22 protein-coding genes, 1 tRNA gene and 1 pseudogene are annotated in these 22,232 nt (G+C 65.4%); 14 read left to right on the top strand and 10 right to left on the bottom strand.

Going from position 1 to position 22,232, the window contains the following annotated elements:
* The 5 genes from OG254_RS26625 to OG254_RS26605 form a co-directional block, all read right to left on the bottom strand.
* On the bottom strand, positions 1 to 1,380 hold the full coding sequence (locus OG254_RS26625) for an FtsK/SpoIIIE domain-containing protein (protein WP_405586335.1): 1,380 nt from the start codon (positions 1,378 to 1,380) through the stop codon (positions 1 to 3).
* 5 nt (positions 1,381 to 1,385) lie between these two features.
* A complete protein-coding gene (locus OG254_RS26620; RefSeq protein ID WP_405586332.1) occupies positions 1,386 to 1,736 on the bottom strand; it encodes a hypothetical protein in 351 nt (116 codons plus the stop codon).
* A gap of 124 nt (positions 1,737 to 1,860) precedes the next feature.
* Positions 1,861 to 2,589 (bottom strand): GntR family transcriptional regulator, encoded by a 729-nt coding sequence (locus OG254_RS26615; RefSeq protein WP_405586330.1) that lies wholly within the window; start codon positions 2,587 to 2,589, stop codon positions 1,861 to 1,863.
* Between the two features lie 89 nt (positions 2,590 to 2,678).
* Positions 2,679 to 3,116: an ATP-binding protein gene (locus OG254_RS26610; RefSeq protein WP_405586327.1), complete on the bottom strand. Its 438-nt coding sequence runs from the start codon at positions 3,114 to 3,116 to the stop codon at positions 2,679 to 2,681.
* A gap of 274 nt (positions 3,117 to 3,390) precedes the next feature.
* Positions 3,391 to 4,131, bottom strand: coding sequence for a GntR family transcriptional regulator (locus OG254_RS26605; RefSeq protein WP_405586324.1), 741 nt, complete (start codon positions 4,129 to 4,131; stop codon positions 3,391 to 3,393).
* A gap of 81 nt (positions 4,132 to 4,212) precedes the next feature.
* On the opposite strand from OG254_RS26605, the gene OG254_RS26600 reads away from it, so the two are divergent.
* From OG254_RS26600 to OG254_RS26585, 4 genes are all read left to right on the top strand, one after another.
* On the top strand, positions 4,213 to 5,319 hold the full coding sequence (locus OG254_RS26600; RefSeq protein WP_405586322.1) for a DUF1152 domain-containing protein: 1,107 nt from the start codon (positions 4,213 to 4,215) through the stop codon (positions 5,317 to 5,319).
* Positions 5,320 to 5,745: 426 nt separating this feature from the next.
* The gene (locus tag OG254_RS26595; protein ID WP_405586319.1) at positions 5,746 to 6,744 is read left to right on the top strand and encodes a pentapeptide repeat-containing protein; all 999 of its coding nucleotides are present in this window, start codon (positions 5,746 to 5,748) and stop codon (positions 6,742 to 6,744) included.
* A gap of 551 nt (positions 6,745 to 7,295) precedes the next feature.
* Positions 7,296 to 8,720, top strand: coding sequence for a serine/threonine-protein kinase (locus OG254_RS26590; protein WP_405586316.1), 1,425 nt, complete (start codon positions 7,296 to 7,298; stop codon positions 8,718 to 8,720).
* A 1,730-nt stretch (positions 8,721 to 10,450) separates the two neighbouring features.
* Positions 10,451 to 11,146: a hypothetical protein gene (locus OG254_RS26585; protein ID WP_405586313.1), complete on the top strand. Its 696-nt coding sequence runs from the start codon at positions 10,451 to 10,453 to the stop codon at positions 11,144 to 11,146.
* A gap of 768 nt (positions 11,147 to 11,914) precedes the next feature.
* On the opposite strand, the gene OG254_RS26580 is transcribed toward OG254_RS26585, so the two are convergent.
* Positions 11,915 to 12,862 carry a restriction endonuclease gene (locus OG254_RS26580; RefSeq protein ID WP_405586312.1) on the bottom strand — a complete coding sequence of 316 codons (948 nt, stop codon included), beginning with the start codon at positions 12,860 to 12,862 and terminating at the stop codon, positions 11,915 to 11,917.
* 319 nt (positions 12,863 to 13,181) lie between these two features.
* Here OG254_RS26580 and OG254_RS26575 point away from each other — a divergent pair, with 319 nt between their 5' ends.
* Together OG254_RS26575 and OG254_RS26570 are read left to right on the top strand one after the other, a co-directional pair.
* Positions 13,182 to 13,763: a hypothetical protein gene (locus OG254_RS26575; RefSeq protein ID WP_405586309.1), complete on the top strand. Its 582-nt coding sequence runs from the start codon at positions 13,182 to 13,184 to the stop codon at positions 13,761 to 13,763.
* 271 nt (positions 13,764 to 14,034) lie between these two features.
* A tRNA-Ser gene (locus tag OG254_RS26570) sits at positions 14,035 to 14,100 on the top strand.
* Positions 14,101 to 14,302: 202 nt separating this feature from the next.
* Here the strand turns inward: OG254_RS26570 and OG254_RS26565 are convergent.
* Both OG254_RS26565 and OG254_RS26560 read right to left on the bottom strand, forming a co-directional pair.
* Entirely contained in the window at positions 14,303 to 14,584 is a 282-nt protein-coding gene (locus OG254_RS26565; RefSeq protein ID WP_405586306.1) for a hypothetical protein, read from the bottom strand.
* Positions 14,585 to 14,675: 91 nt separating this feature from the next.
* The gene (locus tag OG254_RS26560; protein WP_405586303.1) at positions 14,676 to 15,614 is read right to left on the bottom strand and encodes an SGNH/GDSL hydrolase family protein; all 939 of its coding nucleotides are present in this window, start codon (positions 15,612 to 15,614) and stop codon (positions 14,676 to 14,678) included.
* A 245-nt stretch (positions 15,615 to 15,859) separates the two neighbouring features.
* Between OG254_RS26560 and OG254_RS26555 the strand changes: the two genes are divergently transcribed.
* The 8 genes and pseudogenes from OG254_RS26555 to OG254_RS26520 all read left to right on the top strand — a co-directional run bounded on the left by OG254_RS26555 (position 15,860) and on the right by OG254_RS26520 (position 20,842).
* Entirely contained in the window at positions 15,860 to 15,994 is a 135-nt protein-coding gene (locus OG254_RS26555; protein WP_405586300.1) for a fumarylacetoacetate hydrolase family protein, read from the top strand.
* Positions 15,995 to 16,002: 8 nt separating this feature from the next.
* On the top strand, positions 16,003 to 16,470 hold the full coding sequence (locus tag OG254_RS26550) for a DUF5990 family protein (protein ID WP_405586297.1): 468 nt from the start codon (positions 16,003 to 16,005) through the stop codon (positions 16,468 to 16,470).
* A gap of 196 nt (positions 16,471 to 16,666) precedes the next feature.
* Positions 16,667 to 16,735 (top strand): annotated as a pseudogene (locus tag OG254_RS26545) (twin-arginine translocation signal domain-containing protein); the annotation flags it as partial.
* Positions 16,736 to 17,107: 372 nt separating this feature from the next.
* Positions 17,108 to 17,311 carry a cold-shock protein gene (locus tag OG254_RS26540; protein WP_093912074.1) on the top strand — a complete coding sequence of 68 codons (204 nt, stop codon included), beginning with the start codon at positions 17,108 to 17,110 and terminating at the stop codon, positions 17,309 to 17,311.
* A 244-nt stretch (positions 17,312 to 17,555) separates the two neighbouring features.
* Complete coding sequence (locus OG254_RS26535) at positions 17,556 to 19,058, top strand: DEAD/DEAH box helicase (RefSeq protein WP_405586294.1); 1,503 nt, start codon at positions 17,556 to 17,558, stop codon at positions 19,056 to 19,058.
* 104 nt (positions 19,059 to 19,162) lie between these two features.
* Positions 19,163 to 19,447: a hypothetical protein gene (locus tag OG254_RS26530; protein WP_405586291.1), complete on the top strand. Its 285-nt coding sequence runs from the start codon at positions 19,163 to 19,165 to the stop codon at positions 19,445 to 19,447.
* A 48-nt stretch (positions 19,448 to 19,495) separates the two neighbouring features.
* Positions 19,496 to 19,807: an SCO5918 family protein gene (locus OG254_RS26525; RefSeq protein ID WP_405586289.1), complete on the top strand. Its 312-nt coding sequence runs from the start codon at positions 19,496 to 19,498 to the stop codon at positions 19,805 to 19,807.
* Positions 19,808 to 20,488: 681 nt separating this feature from the next.
* Positions 20,489 to 20,842 carry a MerR family transcriptional regulator gene (locus OG254_RS26520; protein ID WP_405586286.1) on the top strand — a complete coding sequence of 118 codons (354 nt, stop codon included), beginning with the start codon at positions 20,489 to 20,491 and terminating at the stop codon, positions 20,840 to 20,842.
* A 544-nt stretch (positions 20,843 to 21,386) separates the two neighbouring features.
* Here the strand turns inward: OG254_RS26520 and OG254_RS26515 are convergent.
* Positions 21,387 to 21,608 carry a hypothetical protein gene (locus OG254_RS26515; RefSeq protein WP_405586284.1) on the bottom strand — a complete coding sequence of 74 codons (222 nt, stop codon included), beginning with the start codon at positions 21,606 to 21,608 and terminating at the stop codon, positions 21,387 to 21,389.
* 21 nt (positions 21,609 to 21,629) lie between these two features.
* Positions 21,630 to 21,989, bottom strand: a complete 360-nt coding sequence (locus OG254_RS26510; protein WP_405586281.1) for an ATP-binding protein — start codon at positions 21,987 to 21,989, stop codon at positions 21,630 to 21,632.
* Between the last annotated feature and the right edge of the window lie 243 nt (positions 21,990 to 22,232).

Below are 22,232 nucleotides of genomic sequence, written 5' to 3'. Positions count from 1 at the left end.
TCAGTCCCCCGCTGTCTCAGAGGCGAGGCGCACCGTAGGTACCGGTGTGGCGGGGGCTACGGGCGGGACGTACGGCCGGAAGGGCGTGAGCGCAGGAACGTCCGGGGCGAGATGGGCCGTGTCTCGGCAGGTGGCCGCAGCATCGGCCAGCGACCGGTAAGGGGTGCGGATGCGGGACCAGCCGCCGGAGGTGTCACCGGCCACGGCCAGGCCCGGCAGCTCGGCGGCGATGGCGCAAGAGGCGTAGACCGCTTCGGGCGCAATGTCACCCAGAGCCATCTTGGCCGAGGCTTCGTCATTGACGCGGTGACAGACCCGGCCGGTGAGCTGGGCGCGCAGCATGGTCGCGCCCTTGCCGAGTTCAGCGCCGAAGCGCTGTCCGCACACCTCCAGGTAGATGCCGGCGGCGCGGCCGAGTTGGGCGAGCCGGATGAGGTGGGTGACCATCTCATCCCGGCGTTCCTCGTCCTTGCGCGTAGCGACAAGGAAGAGTTCTGCCACCTCGTCGACGAACAGCACGATGGGAACGGGTCGTTGGTAGTCGGGAAGGCCCCAGATGTCGGAGGTGATCTCCTCGTCCGGCGTGCCCGGGGCGATGCCCTGCCGCGCCTTGATCAGGTCGTATCGGTCCTCCATTTCCTTCACCAGGACCGGCAGAAGTTCTGACGCCTCGTCCGGATCGGTCGCCAGCGCGGCGAACCGGGAGGCGAACGGCGCCAGCTCGACACCGCGCTTACAGTCGATGCCGACCAGGGCGACGGGCTGTCGGGCGAGACCAGCGATCAGGTTGCGCAGGTACATGGACTTGCCCGACAGCGTTGCGCCGAGGACGAGTTCATGCGGTACGGCGCGGTAGTCGCGTAAGAACGCCGTAGCGTCCTCCCGCAGCGCCACCGGCACCTTGAGGAACCCGCCGTCGCTCCGCCGGGGCATCCGGACCTTGCGCAGGACGTCGAAACCGATGAGCCGCAGTTCGACGACGCCGGGCTTCACGTCTTTCACGTACACGCCGTGCACGCCCCACGCGTGGCGGAGCCGTTCCGCCGAGGCGGCGACGTCAGCAGGTTCCTGGCCCGGCGCCAGCCGGAGCCGGACACACAGCCCGGTTGTGGTGGGTCGGATGATGCCCCGGCGGGGCGGGACGGGACGAATCTCCCGCCGACTGGTCGCCTTGATGGCCAACACCCGCAACCGGGACGGTTCGACGGTCAGACCGCAGGCGTCCATGGTCGAGGAGTACGAGGCCAACAGCCGGGCCACCGAAACCGGCAGCCCGACTGTGGACCAGTACGCCGCCGGGTGAGCGTGCCGGGCATAGGCCGCGCCGCCTATCGCAGCGAGCGAGCCGCCCAGCTCAGCCACCGTGATCAGGTCCGCCACAACGATCAGCCCGCCTGAGCGACCGGGAAGGCGCCCGGCGCAATCGCGGTGGCGCGGTAGGCGATCCCGTGCCGCTGCTGGCCGTTGAACACGCTCTCCCACGGCCGGGCGATGAGGCCCGGCAGCGATACCGGAGAGCCAACGGTCAGGCCCTCCGTAACACCGCCCTCAGGAATGGTGACCTGGATGAGCGACGAGTCCCCCTCGTCGATGAAGACAACGCCGACGGTCATCAGCGCCTCACCGCTCACGGTGTCCTTGGCGATCTCGCCGGTCTGCCGGTCACGCACCTTCGGCGCCGGAGCTTCGGTCAGCAGGATCGTGGCGGACGAGGCGTCAACGCGGATCACACGCACAGAGAGTTCTCCTTCTGAGATCGATCAACCCATCACCTGACAGGTTGACTTAGCAAGTTCGAAGCTAGGGTTGCCAAGTTGACTTGTCAAGCGGGAAGGAAGTTCAACTGCCCCCGCAACGAGCTCAGTTCAAGCGATACGTGTCTTCGAGTTCCTGCCCATCGGCAGGAAGCAGCACGTCAGAGACCTGCAAAGCTTGGCCGGACGCATCGCGGGCGATGACCAGGACACTGAGGACAGGCATGCCGTCAGGCAATCCGAGCAGCTCAGCTTCACCTGCATCAGGCAGCCGAGCCGAGACCCTCTCCGTCACGTGGTCGAAGCGGACTTTTCTCCGACCCTCCAGGTGTTCCCGGGCGCCGATACCCAGCGGTTCGGAGCTCCCGAGCTCGGTGCCCTCGACAAGGCCGGCGGGGAAGTACGACGAGACGAGTTCGACCGCCTCCCCGTCCTCCTCGACCAGGAACCGACGCATCAGAACCTTGGCTCGCTTCGGCAGCCCGAGTACGGAAGCGACGCGCGCCGGAACCGGGACTTGCTCAACTACAACCAGACGCCCTGGAGTCCGTGACTCGTCGCGCTCCAGCGCTTCGCGCCCGCGGCGGTCTTTCTGCTCGACGACGGCCGGCCGCCCCCGCACGATCGTGCCGTACCCCTGCCGGGACTCCAGCCAACCGTCCCGTTTCAGCAGCTCAAGGGCGCGCACAACGGTTGGGCGGGACATCCCGAAGGATTGGACCAGCTGATTCTCACTGGGGACCCGCGTGCCCGGCGGGTACGTGCCATCCTCGATGCGGCGTTGGATCGTCTGGGCGAGGCGGACGTACTTAGGTGCCTCCACTTCATACGCCATGAACGCCGCCTGTCGAGATTGGCCAAGTCAACTGGTCAACCAGACTAGCGATAAATCCAATTACGCAATACTGCGGCGCCACACCTGCCTCAGACAGGCCAGGCATCGGCCATCACGAAGGAGACGACCGTCCCACCGCACCGACTGGGCCCGGAGTGCCACGACTCGGCGATGGCGTCGACGAGGAGCAGCCCACGACCATGCGCGTCGGCGGCGTCGGGATGCCGCAGCCTCACATTCGCCGGAAACCCTGGGTTGTGTACCTCGACACGGAGCGAGGTCCCCTCGCGGAACCACTCCACCCGGACGTGCCACGGGTCTTCCGACCGACCGTAGGCGATGGCGTTGGTCACCAACTCCGAGACCATCAACAGGCAGTCGTCAACCGAGCAGGCCGGGTTGTACGGGGCGATGAACTTCCGGAACCAGCGCCGGGCCCGAGGCACCGACTCCGCCACGGGGTGCAAGGTCATCGCACCGAGTCGCGGCGAGTCCTCGGAGGGGTAGCGGTCGATCGTGTAGGCCATCCGTGCTCACTCCTTGCCGCTGCCGTCACAGTCGAGGCAGCGCCGTTTCGATGCGGCACGGGCACGGTCGTTGACGGTGGAGAGCGCCAGGGCCGTGCGCGTGCTGACTCGCTTCCAGCCCCGCCCACGACATCCCCGGCAAGGTAAGTGCGCGCCATGTGCCGGCCGCTGACCCGTCACGCCATGCCCCCTTTCGTAAGTGGCCTTAGCCACTTACTGGATAGTGGCATTAGCCACTCGCGCGACGCAAGCAGTTCGCCGAAATGACGGTCCATCAGGTGAGCGGGTAGCCCTGCTCGAACGCCCAGCGGTTCGGCGGGTAGGTGGCTTCGGCGAACTCCAACGGCCGGTCCTGGAGGTCAAACACGACGTGGTGCACGATCAACACGGCAGATCCGGACACCAGTTGGAGGTCTGCGCTCTCCTCGTCGCTCGCTTGCCGAGCGCACATGCGGTCTTCGGCGTAACTCCCCTGCCGTCCCGTCATGTTCTCGACGTACATCAGAGTGCCCTCTTGGATGCGTTCGGGCTCCAGCAGCTTGGGCGCCCGTTGCCCGACATCCGGCGCGAACCACGACGTGGACAGCGTGATGGGCCCGTCCTGGTTGTTGGTCACGCGCCGGCGGTGCACTGCCCGACGATCCTTCAGCAGGCCCAGCGCCTCAGCCACGTGATCCGGCGCCTCCATCCAACCGGCCGAGGTGATGACCGCGTACTCACCAGGCGTGTAGATCTTCCCGGTCTGCCGCGCCCGCCCGTACAACTCCCGTGCTCGCCGATTGACTTCAAGGCTCCGCACGTACGTGCCCGAACCCTGCCTCTTCTCAACAAGCCCCTGGTGGCTCAGCGCCTCCAACGACCGCGCCGCCGTTGGCCTGGACACCTTCCAGTTCGCCGCCAGTTGCCGCTCCGAAGGGACCTCGTCCCCCGGCCTCAGGTCGCCCCGAAGGATCTGATCGCGGATGTAGTGAGCGATCTGGAGATACTTCGGCTGCGCCTCTTCGATCTGAGGCATGTCCCCTCCTCATCCAAGTGGCTATGGCCTCTAGCCACTATAGGGTGAGTGGCCAGATGCCGAACCCGTAATGTTGACCACATGACGCGGTTGATCGTCGCAGCAGGAGGAGGGGGCGACGCAGTCGCCGCCGCAATGCTTGACGCCGCCCTGTACGGCGACGAGGACCAGGCGGTGATCCTCACCTACGCGTGGGACCGCCTCTTGGTCGACCCCGTGCCAGGCCCCCGAGGGCCATCCGACTTCACGGGCCTCGAAGCGATCACTCCCTCGGTCTGGTCGGTGCCGGCCGAGGCCCGCCCGATCGCTCCGGCGGGATCCACTCTCCCCCGCCTCGCGGCAGAGCTCCCACACACCTTCGCCCTGATCGACCCGCACCACGGAGCCGAGGGCATCACGCGCCAACTCGAAGAGCTGGTTGGCCACTTGGAGCCGACCTCGATCGACCTCCTGGACGTGGGCGGTGACATCCTCGCGCGAGGCGACGAACCGACCCTGAAGAGCCCCCTTGCCGACGCCCTTACGCTCGCCGCGTGCTGCCGGATGAACGCTCCCGTCAGGCTCCTGGTCGCCGGTCCCGGCCTGGACGGTGAACTCCCGCTCGACGAAGTACGCAGCATGCTCGGCCCCCTCGTCCTCACCTTGACCGCGCAAAACACGGAGCCGGTCAGCTCCGTCCTGGAATGGCACCCGTCCGAGGCCACCGGGATGCTCGCTGCAACGGCGCGAGGAGTACGAGGTATCTGCGAAGTACGGGACGCCGGACTCCCCATTCCGCTCACGGACGATGGCCCGACGGTCCATGAAGTCGACCTGGACGACGCCTTGAACCGCAATGAGCTGGCTCGCGCCATCCTGTCGACCGCCACCCTGGATGAGGTGGAGGCCCACAGTCGCGAAGTCTGCGGCTACTCGGAAATCGACTACGAGCGCAACAAGGCCGCTTGGCTCAAGGAACAGCCAGCAGTGAAACTCGACCGCGACAACGTGCTCTCGCAGCTCGACCGGTTCGAGGACGAGGCCCGAAGCCGCGGAGTCACCCACACGACGTTCCGGCACCTCACAGAGGTCCTGAACTTCGACGGGTCACAGCGCGACGACCTGCGCCAGCTCCTCATCAACAGCCGTCCGGAGCGCTACGTTGCACCGCTGTGGCACATCCCAGCTGAAGTGTCGGATCCCAGCTGATGCTGTCTAGCTTCAGATGAGGCTTGACGGATGTGTGTCGCTTGATGCTTTCCGGTTCCTAGCCTGTCGTGCGGTTCTTCGTGCCGTAGGCCTTGAAGCGGGCCACGACTTGGCAGTGGTGCGGGGCAGGGTGCACCGCGGTTTCCGATCTGGTCAAAGATGGGCGGCCGCCTCCGAACCGCGCCCTGCGGTGCATGCATAGATGACCAAGAGAACGCATTTGGACCGCACCTTGCGATCGGATTGATCCCCGAGGCGAGCTGATGCGGCTTCCTCAGCCAGCGACACGAGACGCAACAACCACAGCTCACCAGATCGGCGTATCGCCTCACGCTGCTCCGGCGTGCTGCAAGTTTGGGCCATTATGCGGTGGTTAGGGTGAGGTGAGGAGCGTCGCCAATAGGCACGGACGGAGAATCGGACGACTTGTCACCGGAGCCGAGCGGAGAGCCGGAAGGCGCCGCACAGCCGGATGGCACACCGGGTGCCCCCGATGCTGCAGCCGATGCGCCGCCGAAAGGCCTGCCGGATCGTGGAAGCCAACCGGTAGCGGATCCTGTCACGCCCACGGAGAAGCGCCTGTTACGCATCCAGATGGCCACGGTGCTCGCCACACTCCTGCCCGGCTTCGCCGCACTCTTTGCGCTGATCTTCACGTTCACTTCGGTGAACCAGACACGCGAGGAACTCCGGATCGCAGAGCAGGGGCAGATTACCGACCGCTACACCGCGGCAGTCACCAACCTCGGAGCGGACTCCATCGACCAGCGCATTGGCGGAGCCTTCGCCCTCCAGCGCATCATGAAGGACTCGCCACGCGACCGGCCAAGCATCGTCCGGATCCTGTGCGCCTTCGTGCGTGTGCACGCGCCGGCCCGCAGGCCCCACAATGCGTCCAGTGGCAAGATCGCTGTGATCCCGCCCTATCCAGCCGCCGACGTCTCTGCCGCTCTCGAAGTGCTGCGCAGCCGGACCATTCGCCGTGGCGACGCACTGGGCGTCGAACTCAGTAATGCCGCGATCCGCGGCGCGTACCTGTACGGAGCCCGCTTGGAGGGGGCATTTCTGAACCTTGCGGACCTCAGGGGCGCAGACCTGAATCGCGTCTGGCTGCGGTTCGCCTACCTGCGGGAGGCCGACCTGCGCGGGGCGTATCTCCGCGGTGCGCGGATGGAGGGCGTGCACCTGCGCGGAGCCGATCTGCGAGGCGCTGACCTACGCGGGGCGCACTTCTACCACGCCGGATTCAACGCGACCAACCTGCGGGGAGCCGATATCCGGGGCACTGATCTGCGAGGAACGTTCACACTCACGACCGAGCAGGTCGTATCGGCAGTGCCAGACTCCAAGACGCTGTTGCCCACGGATATCGCCGAAGATCCCCGAGTGCGAGCGCGGATCGCAGAGGTCGAGGATCGAGGGTGATCCATGCATCACGTCCCTGACCGCGTGATAGCGCTGCTCGACCACGCTCAACTCCACCAGCACGGCCCCGACCCTCACCATGCGCCACATCCAGGCGCACAGCCAAGCCGAGGCAAGCGGTGTCAAGCATCAAGTGAGGCCACTGCGTCAAGCATCAACCGAGACAAGACAAGATCCCAGCTGATGCCTGAGTAACAACCTTCTCTACGGGTTCAAGGCGGCTCGCTCCGCTCACCGCCCGCGGCACGGTCCCCGGCCGGGCCTGCGCTCCTGCCTGCGTCCCGCTCCAGCCCGGCCGGCGCCCGTGCCGCGCGCACAGCAATCAGCCACTTGAAGGGTGTTAGCACGGCCACAGGTGACGGGAGACGCATGGCCAACCGGACATCGAGTGGCGCCGACCGGTCGACGCACCCCATGCCCACCTACAGCGGTCCTCAGCGCGGAGCCGCGACGCCGTTACTGTAGGAGCTTTTACTCCATGCGATCGAAGGCGGGTTGCCACACGTGGCGTGGCTCCAGAGCGGGGGCAGCAGTAGGCAAATCATGAACCCATGACTCGCTTCGTAGGCCTCACTGGGAAGACATGGACGTACGATGAACGCCAAAACATCGGCCGTGGCGGCGGCGGGGTTGTCTTTGCTGGGTCCTACGAAGACGGCGCGCCCGTAGCAGTTAAAAAGGTAAATCTTTCAGACGCAGGCCTGGAAGCGCAGCGTCGACGAGATCGCGAGATTGAAATTGGTGATCTAATCGCTGCCAGCCATGCTGCCGAAGCGCTGAAGCATGTATTGGTCCCGCTGGACCACGCTGTTGTCGATGACGTGCTGTTGATCGTTATGCCGATCGCCGAAGGCTCACTTGCGAAGGCCATTCAAGAGGACACACTCGACGAAGGCAGCCGCATTGGCGTCTTGCTCCAAGTCGCGCAGGGATTGGAAGAACTCCACAGTCTTGGAATTCTACATCGAGACTTGAAAGCAGATAACGTGCTACAGGTTGACGAACGGTGGCTGCTGGCAGACTTCGGGATTTCACGAGACACGGCACAAAAAACAGCAACGTATACTCTAAGCGCCTTTGGAACCGCGCCATATGTCGCACCGGAACTGTGGGAATTTCAGAGCGCATCGGTGAAGTCCGACCTGTATGCACTCGGAGTACTTGCATACCAGGTGCTCACCGGACAGTGCCCTTTCCGAGGGCCCGAGAATTCTGACTACAGGCGCCAGCACCTGACTGAGGCTCCAGCCGACTTGGGGGACCAGGCACCGACATCAGTGGCCCCCTTGATCTACCGACTCCTTCAAAAGGACCCGGCACGGAGACCTCGCGATGCGCGGGCGGTAGTCGAGGCGCTCCGGTCCAGGACGGGCCCACTGACGCCAGCGCAGCAACGCTTGGCCACTCGAGCTCAGCAAGCAGAGGCTCGGCGCTTGCAGGTCGAGGCAAAAGTCCCCCAGAGTGCCCCCCAGCGGGAAGACTTCCAGCAGCAGGCGTACGCGGAGCTTAGTCTCGTGCTGGAAGAAGCAGAAAATATCGCACGGCCCATCATTCCAGAATTGACTGCCGGAGCAAGCTTCGACGAGAGGAATTTCTGGCTGCTGGTGCCTGGCGGCCGTCTAGAATTCGAAGGATGGTCACTTGACAGCGCGTCGACGCAGCCATTGATTTCCGCAGGCGCAGTTTACCTTCACAAAATTGCCGCCTTGAATATCCGAGATCCGCACGCCAACATTCTTTGCGAAAAGGAGCCCGAGGGTCGACTGAGTTGGCATATCGTGCAGTTCGAGGCGAGCCCGTACATTCCTTACTACTCCAAGGGGCCTAGGGATCGCGCGCACGGCCTCTCAAGAGAGCAGTTCATTGCCGATCGGTACGAAATTTTGCGCGCAGATTCAAACTCGTGGACCATGACCAAGCAAAAGTTGAACTCAGATGTAATTCTCGAACTCCTTGGTGATCTGATTTCTCTCTGAAACTGAGTGGCAGCTGCTTCGGAACGAAGCGGTCTCGTCAGCAAACTATGCGGGGGAGGGGGCGGTGCTCTGGCATGAACTACATTCCCGAGGCGGAACCCGGGGACTTCAGATCCCGCCCCCCTTAGACCGCTGCCCTTAACGGTCTGACCGGTCTCAATGAGCGCCTCACCCTAAAGGCGGCTGCTGACATCGGCGTGTTCCAGGCTCTGCCGTCGACGGCAGTGACGGCAGCGGCGACGGCGACGGCGGACGGCAGCGGCAGCCGGCAGCCGGCAGCCCGTCACGGTAGTGACATGGGCTGGTGATAACGGGCCACAGGAGGGTGCCCGCATCTTCTAAGCACTTGGTCGGCATCGAGTCTGAGCCGACCAGGCCGGATGTGCCAGATCGGACGGGGAGCCACGGGGAACGGGGAATACCGCGGACCAAGGCGGCAGCGATCCATCCGACGTTGCAGCACCATCGCAGGGCAGCAAGGAAGGCACATACGGATCACCTGAGCTTCCCAAGCTGAGGGATCCGGCATCCTCGTCACGGGCCGGCCGTCGTGGCCCGCTCTGGTCGACGGCACCGGCAGCGTGGCGGAGGCCGGTCGGGGTACAGCGAGGCATACGCGTGCGTGGTCGGTCGGCGCACCCGCCGTCGTGGCTGACTGTCGTCGGTTGAGGTTCAGACGGGACGCATCGACAGTGCTGGCAGTCAGCCGAGTGCGGCAGAGCTGGGGCCGTCTTTGGGCCGTCCGAGGTCGCTCAACAACGGCCAATGACGGTCGACGACGACCACCAGGCACACGGGCCCACCGCCCTGACCAGCAAAAACCCAGCTCGCCAAGATCCCCGGCAAGACCAAGGGCAAGAAGAAATGTCGCCCACTCGCTCTCTCTGCGGCCCCTGCCTGCGATTGTTCCGCGGGCAGGGGGCTCGTCGCTGCGCTCGGGCGACGTCCTGACGCGCGTCAACGCACCCCGGGAGGAAGTCGCCTGCCGGTACCGCTCACGTCGACGCAGCTTCAGGTCGCCGGGGGTCGGTGACAGGACGTAGGCGTCAGCCGCCAGATGTCGCTTAGCGCGCCAGCGCCGACGGGCGAGCACGCGCCGCACCGAACCGACGCGCGCGGGGATTTCCAGACCGGACTTCTTCTCCTTCACCTCCAGTCTGTCGGCCTGTGGAGGACGGGCCAGCCGCACCCCCTCAACGATGAACGCGGACGCACCTTCTGGAGCCTGGGTCGGGCAGCTCCAACGCTCACGGATCATGATCACGCGCGGAGGCTGGTCGACCCGACCTGCGGCGCGCTGTGAAGCGCCGCCCCACCCGTGCATCCGCTCTCGATGAGGTACACAACTGTCGGCTGTCGAGCCGCCAGCAAAGGCCCGTCTTGCCGTTAAAGATCGAAAACTATCGCCCCACCATGCAGCGTGGTTGACCCGCGTAGAGGACGTTATAACTAGGGGTGATATATGTGAAGTGATACTTAGTTGTCCTACGGCACTCGCTGTACTGCGCATCGCCGTCGCGCCCCATTCCGTGCACTCAGCTACCAGAGATCCGGCAAGGCAGTCCAACATTGGGGACGTGCGAACCGAACCCAGGCTCAGCCATGAAGACACCATTGCGGAACTGCTTCGATCCTCCCGAAGGCTCGGGAAAGCGGTACCTATCCGGCGGTCTTTCGTGCAACGGCCACTACGGTCAAAAAATGGAGCGGCGCGCAGCAAGCCAGGACCAATGGCTCAGCTCGTGGCGAGCAGGCAAGAGAAGGCATTGGATCTTCTCCTACTCGTGTACGCCGTCACCGTAAAGGAAGACTTCAGCACCTCTCATTGGTCCACGACGTGGGCCCGAGCCATCAACGGCTCGTACGACGAACGAAGCGCTTCCGCGCAAATTTCTCGCCTCTGGCGCCAACTCGAAAGCCATAAGTTGATCACGCGGAGCCAGAGCGGACGGCAGGCGAATGTCAAAAAACTCAGAGAAGATGGCACCGGGAAGCCCTACACGCGACCCTTGGCTGAAAGGGATGGGCGGCTCGGCGAGGTCTATTTCAAACTTCCGTATGAATACTGGGATTCAAACTGGCACAACCGTCTTACGCTTCCCGCAAAGGCGGTCCTATTCATTGCAATGAGTCTGCGCAAACCTGAATTTACTTTGCCAGACCGCTGGACTTCAGAGTGGTACGGGATTTCCGAAGCAACCGTGACGCGGGGGCGAGCCAAGTTGGAGGCCGAGGGAATCATCGCCGTGTCGCGAGAGGAGACGACTTCCAGCCTCAAAGAAATGCACGGCTTCGGGAGGCGCGTTTACTACAGGCTAGAAGATCCATTCAACCGGAACATTCGTAACGGGTTGGCTCAACCTTCCCCAATGGGCCCCTCGAGCGGAAAGGGGAAGGTGGTAATCCGCAGCATTCGACCTGATTAGCGCAGGAGGACGGGGGTAGCTCCCTGCATCATCAGAGAGCCACCGACACACATTGAAAATGAACATCAGACAGGAGACCACTATCAACGCCTACGAGCGTGCGGCCAGCCAGACACCAGTCAACAGGCCGACCGAAGGAACAGCGCCTGCGGGCCCCACCGCCCTCGCCCCCGCTATGGGAGGCGCAGTGGGAGGAGGAATCACCGCTGGAGTCATTTCGGCAGCAACTGGCAGCCCAAGCGCTCTTCTGGCAGTGCTTGGTGTTGTCGGTCTGCTCCTTCTGCTTGTCCTCGGGCCAGCAGTCTGGTCCAGGAAGGCGGAACGGCGGGAAGCCGCACTCGCAGTGGTGGATCGAATCTTCGGTCCCGCTGGACATCGGCCAAGCTGAGGCTGGCACCTGCACAGGGTCACCCCACATGAGTAACGGAAGATAGTGTTGGGTGACCTCGGAGGTATACGTCTTCCACTTCCGCCGAGCCCCAAGATCAAAGCCGACGGCGCAGGTGTCGGGGCCACGTGCTGGCCGTCGTGTGCCTCTCTAGGAGTTAGCCCAACGCGTGGCTGAGTCCGATGGGGGGCAGCGAGGCATACGCATTCATGATCGGTTGGCGCCCTCGTGGCTGACCGTCGTCGGCTGAGGCACAGATAAGCCCCCGGGGGCTGGTCTGGGGCAACGACTGTGATCGCCGGCGGACGGACAATAGGCGGATGGCGGGCAGTCCTGCCGTCTGCTCTTGATGCCGTCCGACCCGGCAAGATGCAGAGTGCTCAGTCCGACTCGAAGAAGATCTTGGAGACGGGTAGGAAGCAGTGCCCTGTCTCGCTCGCGTGCCGCTTCTTGCGGCGCATCAGCTCGTCCAGGCGGATGCGTTGGTCGAGCACAGCCATAAAGTCGCCCCCATCCATCGTGATGAACGGCGTGCTGAGGCTGTAGACCGCCAGGGCGTCCGAGGTGAAGTTGCTCATGCTGATGTATAGGCCGAGGGTGTTCTTTCCCTTCCGCTCGATGTTGCTCTTGAAGACGTCCAGCTCCCGGCGACCGATGGCCGCTTTCCACCACTTGGCTTCGAGGACGTAGTGGTCAGTGTCGAAAGAGAACGCACCGTCGATCTGCTCGTGGTCCAAGCTGTATGCTGCCCGCGGTTCCAGGTCATACAGGGCGAACAGCTCATTGATGAAGCCCTCGAAGTCTCTCCCCCGCTGCTGCGGGTTGGTAGCCGAGTGCATCACGATGAACCGTTGTTTCAGCTCCTCATGAGCCTGGGCAAACGCTCGGCCGTCCTGGGCCTGCTTGGCGCTCTCCGCGATGGCAACCGCGTGTGCCTCATGCTCCGCGATGACCTCACGCTGCTTGGCAGTCCAACGCCTCAACTCCGCTACAGCCGCAGTCGCTTTGGCTATTTTCTCTTCCCCATCTTGCTGGGAAGTCAGGTTAGGGAAGGTCTCCATGTCGGCGATGTCGAGCATGAGTGCGACCGTCAGGTCGAGGTACCGGGCCTCATTGGCTTGCAGCAGGTTGACCAACTGGCCGGACACTTCCCGCTTGGTGGACGACGGGAAGCTCAGCTGTGACAGGAGCTCACTGTGGTCCTTCAGCATTGCTCGGACGTAGAGCTCAAAAGGGCCTTTGTTCCAGTAAATCGTGGTCAGCGCCTCGACCAGTGCCGTGTATGCGGCCGGGCGGATGGCCTTACTGCGGTTGTTGGGCTGCGGCACCGTCCCCCTCCTCCTTACGCACGATGACCGACCTATCACGGTACCGCGCGATCAGTCGATGACCAGCCTGTATGACGGGGTTTGATCCCGGAAGGGCTTTGATCCTGCGCCGACACCAAGATGATTCTGGTCGGGCTGACATCCACAGGTGACATCAACGGCATCGGACGTAGGTACCCATGCACGGCTCGGCACGTACCCGCCGATCGAGCAGAGGCGCTGCGGGCAGCGCTCGGATCGAACTCCTAAAGCGGGTGTTGCAGGTTCGAATCCTGCCGAGAGCACACGGCTAAGGGCCAGCACCCGGCACACTTCAGGCATGACTGCCGAGCAGGCGACCGTGGTCGCGGCCTTGATAGGTGTCGTAGGTGGGGGGTTGGTTGGCGTCTACATCGGGCGTTGGCAGGTTCGGGACGAGGCGGTAGTGGAGCACAAGCAATGGCTCCGCGGACAACGGCTGGAGGCCTATACGGCGCTTCTCGCTGCCTGGGACGTGAGCGTCTCGAAGCTCATCGATCTACCCCCGTACGGGGAGTACTGGACTCACCAAGAGGCCACATACCAGGGAGACCTGATCGAGGCGACGGAAGAGAGCATCTGGAACGAGTCTCTCCAGATCAAAGAGGACCTCAGAAAGCACCTTGAACGGGTGCAACTGCTGGGCCCCAACATCGTTCATGTCGCGTGTGTCACCCTCGCCGACACTGCGGAGATGGCAGTCCAAACGGTTCGTCGAGTCCGCTTCCCCTTGGATGAGGCAGCCTTCGAGGAACTGCACGAGCTGCAAGACCGCGCCGATGCAGCACGCACAAAGTTCTTCAGCGCCGCTCACCAGGTGATCCACACCCCTCCGAGTCCAAGGCGGCGAGAGCCAGCACTCGAGTCAGACAGCACGATGTAACTCGGTTCGTCGCCGCGGTACAGCAATGAAGTACAGCAACCGCAACGACCAGTCCCGTCCGACGGGAGCCACGCCTGACCGAGGTGCACCCGATACGACCGTCAATGGCCGATCCACATAGAGCTACGGATCAGAAAGTTGTGCCTATGGGCACCCACCACGGCCACACCACAAGCGCACCAGATCGAGCGGGGAACAGCGGGGAATCACGGTGAAAGCAGCCCGGCTTAAGGAGGCTGCCCCTTGGGCGTTCGTCCAGGTCAGCGACCAAGCGGGCGTCAAACAACCGCAGCTTCCCAAGCTGAGAGCGCGAGTTCGATTCTCGTCACCCGCTCCATGCGAAACCCCAGGTCAGCGGCCTGGGGTTTGCGTTTTTTCACTGGTTTTCCGGCGTTTTTCACCACAGCGTGCGCTCGAAGATTGGGCACGTGGAGGGCACAAACGCTGGTCGAGACCATGCCGGGGCTGCCCCCCATAGCGGCGCACACTGCTGACCTGTGGTTTCACGCCCGAGCAATGCAAGATGACGTAGAGAGCCCTCAGCCTGCCGCGCGACCGATGCTGACGCCCATGCGGGCATCCACGTCCCTCTGGACCAGCCCCTCCATGGTTTTCCAGTCCTGCGCGACCCTCTTGGGCATGCCAGCGACGGTCGAACAAGTGCCGTTCTGGGAAGTGAACTTGGCCCAGCCGCCGGCCGGGTTGCCGAGGGGCGCGACGGAGCAGGACTTCATGATGTCGGCCGCCGGGGCGCCACCGAAGGAGGCGCCGGTGCTGCCGGTCGCCGTCTCGTAGGTGTACGTTCCGGCGCCGTAGGCCACCGCGCGGGTGCCGGTGAAAGTGCAGGTGCCGCCCTCGCTCGCGCACCGGCTGAAGCCCGGGCGCAGAGTGTCGGTACCTGGCGCCCGGGCCTCACCCCAACGCGGACTCCACCAAGGAGGCCGCGGCCTTCATGCCGGCCTCGTTCGGGTGGTACGTGGTCCGTCCCGAGGCCGGCTTGTACTTCTCCACCCACGGGTCGGCCGCGCAGGCGTCGTGACCGTGGCTGGCGGTGGCGAGGCGGACCAGGGTCGCCCCGGTGTCGTTCGCCGCGGTGATGGTCGCCTGCGCCAGGCGTTGGGCGACGGTGCGCTCGAACACTCGCTGATCGGCGGTGAGCGGTACACCGGCGCAACCACCGGTGTCGGGCAGGAGGGTGGAGTAGCTCACCAGGAGGACACGTGCCTGCGGGGCCCTGGCGTGGACGGCGTTCACGACGTTCTCGATCCGCTGGCCCACCACACCGAGGGCGGTGTTGATCGGGGCCTGGTCCACGGTGCCGCAGTTCGTGCCGCCGCTGTTCTGGCAGGAGTACGTGACCATGCTCCCCAGGTAGTTGACGTCGTTGCCGCCGATGGTGATGGTGACCAGGTCGGTCCCGCTGTTCACGGCGTTGATCTGCGGCGGCTGCGAACCCTGGTTGGTGGTGAGGATGTTCGCCGTCGTGGCACCGCTGCAGGTGACGTCCGTCAGGTTCGCCCCGGTGTCGCGGGCCACGATGCTGGCGTAGTTGTTGGCCGACCGGCTGCACGCCGCCGCCCCGCTACTCGACTGCAGCGGCGGAATGCTCGGGCCCGCGGCGAACGAACTGCCCAACGCGACGTAGTCGAGACCGGCCGCCGTGGTAGAGGCAGTCCCCGCCTGAGCGGTCTTCGTGGTGACCGAGTCGGCGGTCCGGGCCAGTTGCGCCTTCGACTGCCGGCTGGAGCCGTCCGCTGTTGCGCTGCCACCGCAGGCCGTGAGGGTGAGGGCACCGACGACCAGGGCCGCACAGGCCATCAGGGCGTTTCGTCGGGGTGTCTCCGTTGCCACGAGGTGCTCCTGTCTTCATGGTTCATGGGGGTGTGGTCCGCTCCGGTGCTGTCAGAGAACATCAAGCAGTGCTGCATGTGGTTACTGGTGAGACCACCTGATGGCTGTCGCGTGACAGAACCAGTACATCCGGAGGGCTGGCGTTCGCCGGCTGTGACGCGTATGCAACTCACCGTCGACGGTGCAGAGTTCAGGCCGCGTGGTCGTGGCGGAGGATCCCCGCATCCGTCGCCGCGTAGCCCGTGGTGCCCAGGACCCGGGCCGACTCGGACGGGGAACTCGGCGTCGTCATCGGCCGTCCGATCCCTGACGTCACGACGGACGAAGCCCTGGGTCATGTCTTCGGTCGGCTGACCTCTGCGCGGACGATGACGGGATGATGGCCGCCATGCGCATCCGCATCGACGCCGTCGACCTGCCCGGGCTCACCCGCCCCGCCTCCGTCGACGGCAAAGTGCCCGCCTACGGGAACATCCACATCGCCGTGCAACGCCGCGACCGTCCGGCCGAACTCCTGGAGCCGCAGCCCGGCGACGCACCGTCGGCGACATGGACCCTGGAGTGCACCACGAGTTCCTCGCCGACCGGCACCAAGGTCAAAGGGCCCTACGTGCAGGACCGTCTGGGCCGACGGTTCATCTACCTGTCGTGGGGCACGGTCGACGAGTCGGGCACCTTCACTATGTTCCGCCGCGCCAAGCTCATGCTCGACGTCATCTCCGCCCACGTACTCGCCGCCGCCGCACGCGACGGGCTGCTGGTCGGACGACTCGGCCTGACCGACGGGCAGGGCGGGCCCCTGTGCGGACGCGTCGAGCCCCCGCACATCACCTGGACCGCCGCACGCGCCGGCTAAGAGCGGTTGCATACCGTCCCTCGCCGGCATCGCCTGCGCGCCACCCGCGGTCAGTGCTCACCGGTGGTGAGGCTGAGCGAGACACAGCGATTCTCGTAGCGGCAGGCGCGGCACGATGTCGTCGCCGTACGGGCGGAACGCGGCCGGCAGCCGGGCGAAAGCACCTGACCGACGAACCGGCCACCCGTCCGGTTGACGACGCGGGGTGCTCACGGGAACCGCCGTGGCTGCGGCCGTCGGCGTCGTACCCTTCTGGCCGATGTGACCTTCATCGCGGTAGTGGGGTCTCGGCGGGGTACCCGTTGCACCATCCGCTGATGACGATGGCAGCGGCGCATGGCTCATCGACGGAGGTCATGGCGCTGTGGCCGGAAGCGCTCGGCAGGAACACTGCATCCGCGCGGATCAATATCTGTATCCGTGAAGTGAGAAATAGGTGCGGCACACTGCGAGTATTCCTCGATCACAGACCCTGGCGGAATTATTTTCCCGCGCAGGGCCGATCGCGGCATGCTAATGTTGATCTCAGTTGCAGGTGTGGTTGCCAGAAGGTTCATTTTCCGACGGGTTAATCAGCACGGCGACGCGGAATCCGCACAGGGCGAATTCCGCACATCGTCTCCGAAGGAGAAATGACATGGCTACTGGCACCGTGAAGTGGTTCAACGCGGAAAAGGGCTTCGGCTTCATCGAGCAGGACGGCGGCGGCGCCGACGTCTTCGCCCACTACTCGAACATCGCCACCCAGGGCTTCCGCGAGCTGCAGGAAGGCCAGAAGGTGTCGTTCGACATCGGGCAGGGCCAGAAGGGCCCGACGGCCGAGAACATCGTTCCTGCCTGACCCCGGCAGCAACGCATACTTCGCAGCTGGGGCCCGCACCTTGGGGTGCGGGCCCCAGCTCGCTGCATTTCAGGGCGCATAACGGGAATGCCTCACCGCATCACCGAACGGTGACGCATTACCGCGTCGATCCGAATCGGCGCCCATCACCTCCGGCCCGTTCTCGCGATTCTCTGCGCCATTCATTTTGCTGCGGAATCTCCTTGCTACGTGCCCACGTGCTCACATCGAGGAAAGGTTCCGCTTGAACCGCGCACGCACCGCACTCACGACCCGCACAACCCGCACCTACGACCGCTCCCGGGGGGCTGCCGCCCAGCGCTCGGGAGCGGCGCGGCGTTCCAACGGCTACGAACGTCGGCCGGCCGCGCGCCAGGGCGAGTTCGCGCTGCCGAAGACGATCACGCCCGCACTGCCCGCCGTCGAGTCGTTCGCCGACCTCGCCCTGCCGGCGCCGTTGCTGGCCGCGCTCGGGCACGAGGGCGTGACCGTACCGTTCCCCATCCAGGGAGCGACCCTGCCGAACTCCCTCGCCGGACGTGACGTGCTCGGCCGCGGCCGTACCGGATCGGGCAAGACCCTCGCTTTCGGTCTTGCGATGCTGGCCCGTACAGCGGGGCGGCGCGCGGAATCACGGCAGCCGCTTGCCTTGGTCCTCGTCCCCACGCGCGAGCTGGCCCAGCAAGTGACCGACGCGCTCACCCCGTACGCCCGCTCCGTGCGGCTGCGGCTGGCGACCGTGGTCGGCGGGGTGTCCATCGGCAGGCAGGCCGGGGCGCTGCGGGCCGGGGCAGAGGTCGTCGTCGCGACGCCGGGTCGGCTCAAGGACCTCATCGGCCGTGGCGACTGCCGGCTGGACGACGTCGCCATCACCGTCCTCGACGAGGCCGACCAGATGGCCGACATGGGCTTCATGCCGCAGGTCACCGCCCTGCTCGATCAGGTGCGGCCCGAAGGACAGCGGATGCTCTTCTCCGCCACCCTGGACCGAAACGTCGACCTGCTCGTCCGCCGCTACCTGATCGACCCGGTGGTCCACTCCGTCGACCCCTCCGCGGGAGCGGTCACCACGATGGAGCACCACGTACTCCACGTGCACGAGGCGGACAAGCACCGGACGACCACCGAGATCGCGGCACGAGACGGCCGGGTGATCATGTTCCTGGACACCAAGCACGCCGTGGACCGGCTCACCGAGCACCTGCTGAACAGCGGCATCCGCGCTGCGGCCCTGCACGGCGGCAAGTCCCAGCCCCAGCGCACCCGGACCCTCGCCCAGTTCAAGACCGGACATGTGACGGTACTGGTGGCGACGAACGTCGCCGCCCGCGGCATCCACGTCGACAATCTCGACCTGGTCGTCAACGTCGATCCGCCCACCGACCACAAGGACTATCTGCACCGCGGCGGCCGCACCGCCCGCGCCGGCGAGTCCGGCAGCGTCGTCACCCTCGTCACCCCCGGCCAGCGCCGCGGCATGAGCCGACTGATGGCTTCGGCCGCCATCACCCCTCGGATCACCCCGGTACGTTCGGGTGAGGAGGAACTGAGTCGCATCACCGGGGCCCAGGCCCCTTCCGGAATTCCCGTCGTCATCACCGCCCCCGTTGCGGAACGCCCCCGCCGCGCCGGGTCGTCCGCGGCTTCCTCGCCCCGAGGCCGCCGCGCCCGCCCCGCCCAGGGGCGCGCCACCGGACGAGCGGGGCGGGGCAGGACGCAGCGGCCCGCCTTCGACCCGGCTGCCTAGAGGCATCGATCAGAAGCTCACGCATCCCCGAGGAGACAGCTTTGACACCGGTACAGAGGCGGCGGCAACGAACGGTTCCCTCCCCCAGGAGCGCAGTCGACGACATGGACGCGGCCGGGCCCCGGGTCCGGGACGACATGACCGTCGAGGTCGCCCTGGCCGTCATGGCCAGTGCCGATGTCGAGTACCTCGTCCTGTGCGACGGGGACGACGAGTGCACGGGCTCGATCACCAGGGCCGAACTCGCCGTTCACCGCCGCAGTTCCACGTACACGGACCGACTCCGTCTACGGGACGTCCTCGACGGGCCGTTCACCTCGCCCGCTCCTCGGCCCGTCGCCGTCGGGGAACACGGGCGGGCCCCGGGTGTCCTCGCCCTCTCCCGCTGATCCGCCTCACCCCGGTCAGCCCGTTCTCCTTCTCTCTGTGAGGGCATCATGCGCTGTGTCATCGCCCGGTACCCGTTCGACCTGACCAAGAGCGGAGTGCTGGCCTCGATGAGGGGCGTCACGCCCGAGATCGTCACGGGTGAGTCCGTGACCATCGGCCGCCGCCGCTACCCCGTCAAGCAGGTAGGCCAGGTCGTCACCCGACAGGACCGCCGCGACTTCTCCGGCGGCGAAGTCATCCGGGCCATGACCCGCCTCGGCTTCACCTGCCATGCCCGCCCCGACGCCGCGCCGGTGCGTGTCCCGACTCCGCTCCAGACCGCGTCGACACTGCTCGGCGCCGCCTCCATGGACGCGTGAGGCCGGGCGGCAAACCGCCATCAGGATCCCCGTGAGGGCCCTGCCGACATGTGTCGGCAGGGCCCTCACGGCCGTCTCGACGCCCGTTCTCCGCGACTGGACCGCCGACCACAACGGCCTGCGTCACCCGTTGTTGCAGGTCACAGGCTATATGTTCCCCCAAAGAGCTGAAATCTACTCTTGCCAGAGTAGACATTGAGCCCTGGCACGGTTAGCCTTTTTCTCGTTGACACCGGTCAAGCGAAACCCGGCAGACACGAACTGGCGGGTTGCAGTACATGAAGTTCGCAGGCCAGTGCGGCTCTGGAGTCCCGAAGCCAAGGCTCGTAGAACGGTGACGGGGCTGAGGGCCACACTGGGCGGCCCGCAGGTCGAGGGGCCGCCGACAGCAGTACCGCAGTATCAGTTCACCAAGCGGTTGGTTCAGAGGAAGGACGGAGGACACAGACGCCATCAGGATCGCCCGGCCCGGGAAGCACTCGGCCGGGTACCGCAAGACCCCGGATTGGAAGGTGGTCCCCGGTCACGCAGCCTCGATCCCCGCACCCCCCTTCTGCAGGGCTGGTAGCGGGAACAGAAGGTCGGCACAGCAATAGGGCCGACAGATGGTGTTGAATTTCCTTCGGGGCCCTGGTGCCGTACGGCACCAGGGCCCCTCGACGCGTTGCGCAACGAGGTGACATGACAGCAGATATCCCCCTCAGTGATCGTCTGGACGACGACGACTACCCCGCATACACCATGGGGCGGGCCGCCGAAATGCTCGGAACCACCCCGGCTTTCCTCCGAGCCATCGGTGAGGCCCGTCTGATCACTCCGCTTCGCTCGGAGGGCGGACACCGCCGGTACTCCCGCTACCAACTACGGATCGCCTCGCGCGCCCGCGAGCTCGTCGACAGGGGCACCCCGATCGAGGCTGCATGCCGCATCGTCATCCTTGAGGACCAGCTCGAGGAAGCTCAGCGCATCAACGCCGAGTACCGGAGCCGTGCCGAGCACGAAGCGCCCGACAGCTCCCTTCCCGGTGACAGCTGATCACGTGGGCGCGTGCCGGTCGCTCAAGCCGGAATCGTGCCCCATCCGTGCCCGTAAGAACGGACAGCCACGGTCAACAGCGGTGTGATCAGTCCCGCGCAACGGCCCCAGCACGATTAATCCGCGCAGGTCAACGGCCATACGGCCGCCCAAGCGCCGTCGCTTCCCAAGCTGAGAGCGCGAGTTCGATTCTCGTCACCCGCTCCATATAAAGCCCCCTGGTCAGTGACCCGGGGGTTGTTTGTTGTCTGACCACTGGGTGGGGCGCACATCACGACCGCACCATAAAGATTTGGCCGGCTTCCGGTGGGCTTCTCCTTGTGGTGCACACGACTGTTCTTTGCCTGCTTCACACGCTCGGAACGGAGCATGTCGTCGAGCCCGGCCGCTACGCCGCGCCGCCGCTCGTCGTCGGATTTCTGGTAGATCAGCGCGGCCCGCAGCCTTCTCCGAGTAATAGCCCGCCCGCACCATCGCGCCTTTGAGGGTCGCGCCAGAACGGGTCGAGAGCGTATGTCCAGTGTGACGAGTGGAGCTCCTTTTCTCACCGCCGAAGCCCCGGCCGCCGAGCCTTCTCTGCGAACCAAACGAGATTGTGCTTCACCGCCTTGCGGAGGAAGGCCGGGAGGACTACGACGCGGACGCCCGCGTCGGACTCAGCCTCACCGGGGGCGCGCTTGCCGTTGGCCGGCTCCGGCTCGGCGACGCGGACGCGGATCACCAGATCGTCGGGGTCGATGTCCCGGCGATAAAGGCCATTACGCAATACTGCGGCGCCACACCTGTCTCAGACAGGCCAGGCATCGGCCATCACGAAGGAAACGACCGTCCCACCGCACCGACTGGGCCCGGAGTGCCACGACTCGGCGATGGCGTCGACGAGGAGCAGCCCACGACCATGCGCGTCGGCGGCGTCGGGATGCCGCAGCCTCACATTCGCCGGAAACCCTGGGTTGTGTACCTCGACACGGAGCGAGGTCCCCTCGCGGAACCACTCCACCCGGACGTGCCACGGGTCTTCCGACCGACCGTAGGCGATGGCGTTGGTCACCAACTCCGAGACCATCAACAGGCAGTCGTCAACCGAGCAGGCCGGGTTGTACGGGGCGATGAACTGCGTGCATGCGGGCGGAAGCGAGAACGTCATCCGCGGGCCAAAGACATGCCTCCGGCGGGGGCGCTCGGACTCTGGGATGGAGGGGGCGCCGTACGCGAGTGCCGGCCGGTTCGAGGTGAACGCTGTGGGCTCCCATCCCGTCCGCCATCGACCCAGGCAGAGCCGAGCAGACGCGGCCCATGGCGTCCAGGTCGTTCGTACAGTGGCGCGCTCCACCTGGACGACATGAACCACGCCCGCTCCACGGTGTGTGGGTCGACGGCGGACGGGATG

The sequence above is a fragment of the Streptomyces sp. NBC_01092 genome, from assembly GCF_045039535.1.
GTDB lineage: Bacteria > Actinomycetota > Actinomycetes > Streptomycetales > Streptomycetaceae > Streptomyces.
Note: the sequence above shows the minus strand (reverse complement) of the source record. Positions and strands in the feature narration are given on the sequence as shown.